This window comes from Archangium sp. (assembly GCF_036389735.1).
Lineage (GTDB): Bacteria > Myxococcota > Myxococcia > Myxococcales > Myxococcaceae > Archangium.
This window is the reverse complement of sequence record NZ_DASVWK010000958.1, coordinates 1-1,502: the sequence shown is the minus strand read 5'-3', so window position 1 is coordinate 1,502 and position 1,502 is coordinate 1. Positions and strand designations below refer to the sequence as shown.

Genomic DNA, 1,502 nt, shown 5'->3' with positions numbered 1-1,502 from the left:
CGGATGGCCTCGAACAGCGGCCCCGCCGCGTCGAAACGCGTCACCGGCACCACCCGGAAGCCCGCCTCTCCGAGGGCCACCCGGGTACGCTCCAGGTCTCCCGCCCGTGGCTCCACCACCAACACCGTCAGGGGTTGGTCCGCCCTTCTGTGCTTGCGCCTCAACGCCACCGTATCCCCCGTCCGGCCAGAACCTTTTTCCCCATTGTTCCTCCGGCGTATTCCCCAGGATTACAGCCCTACCCGCCCCCCACTCCGTCCATCCCCCTGTTTTTCCTGGGGAGGGGAAGAGAGTTACTCCTCGTGGCTACTTGAATCAGCAACCGGCGTGCCATTTGTCCCCCGGAGGAGAGCGGCCTCGACCTCCGCTTCCTCCAAACGGAGCTTGAAGGTGTCGCGGCCGTCGATGATGACCACGGGGATGTCGTACCGGTAGGCAGAGAAGGTGACAGGGTCGGCACGAATGTCCTCCTCCACGAGGTCGAAGGGGATGCGCTCGCGCACCCGCTCCAGGACGGCCTTCGCCTGGTCGCAGAGGCAACAGTTCGGTTTCGAGTAGATTCGGACAATCATTCCCCAGAAGGATGTGACGCGATGCGCGGTCTGTCAGGTGACTTCTCGACGATGCCGTTGAAGGATCTCGTCGCGTACCTCGGCAGTCGCCGTGCGAGCGGGATGCTGAGGATCATGCGAGCGGGCGTGCGCAAGCTCATCGCCCTGCGCGAGGGGCAGGTGCTGAGCGCCAGCTCCAACCAGCCGCGCGAGTTCCTCGGCCAGTTCCTCATCAACATGGGGCAGCTGAGCGAGGAGCAGTTCAGCAAGGCCTACGCCACCCAGCGCGAGACGAAGGTACCGCTGGGGAAGATCCTGGTGATGACGGGGCTGTTGCCGGAGCAGACGGTGCGCGGGGCGCTCAACCTGAAGTTCCGCGAGGCGCTGCTGGACATGTTCTCCTGGGAGGAGGGCGAGTTCTCCTTCGACGCGGGGGTGGCCTCGGAGATCGACGGGGTGCAGGTGCACGTGGACCTGGCGGACGTGCACCGCGAGGGTGAGTTCCGCGAGACGGCGTGGCAGGCGATCCGGGCGGCCTTCCCCTCGGGGAACCTGTACCTGTCAGTGGACGAGAACCGGCTGCCCGAGCCGCCCAAGCCGGGGAGCCTGGATGCGCGGCTGGTGAAGCGCATCCGCGAGGGGCTGACCATCGACGAGATGGCCAAGGTGCTGCACGCCTCGGACTTCCTGGTGTACCAGCGGCTGTACGCGCTCTACCGGCTGGAGGCGGTGAAGGTGCTGAGCACGCCGCCGCCGCGCAAGCGGCCCGTGCAGGACGAGGAGGCCGAGGCGCAGGTGGTGGACGTGGACGTGATTGGTGTCGAGTCCTCCACGAGCGAGGTGGTGGAGGCGGCGCAGTCCTACCTGGAGAACGGCAACTTCCGGGACGGGGAAGCGCTGGCTCGGCGGGCGCACGAGATGTCGCCCTCGCCGGAGACGGAGGCACTGCTG

Annotated in this window: 2 protein-coding genes and 1 pseudogene; 1 reads left to right on the top strand and 2 read right to left on the bottom strand. The window is 66.8% G+C overall.

Annotated elements, in window-relative coordinates; all coding sequences use genetic code 11:
- A pseudogene (locus tag VF794_RS34070) lies at positions 1 to 170 on the bottom strand (diguanylate cyclase response regulator); the annotation flags it as partial.
- A gap of 123 nt (positions 171 to 293) precedes the next feature.
- Entirely contained in the window at positions 294 to 572 is a 279-nt protein-coding gene (locus VF794_RS34065; protein WP_331117294.1) for a glutaredoxin family protein, read from the bottom strand.
- 21 nt (positions 573 to 593) lie between these two features.
- Between VF794_RS34065 and VF794_RS34060 the strand changes: the two genes are divergently transcribed.
- Positions 594 to 1,502 (top strand): DUF4388 domain-containing protein (locus VF794_RS34060; RefSeq protein WP_331117293.1); only part of this gene is annotated, 909 nt, incomplete at its 3' end.

Coding starts and splice junctions, on each gene's coding strand:
- VF794_RS34065 (WP_331117294.1), bottom strand. CDS start 572: ATGATTGTCCGAATCTACTCGAAACCGAACTGTTGCCTCTGCGACCAG.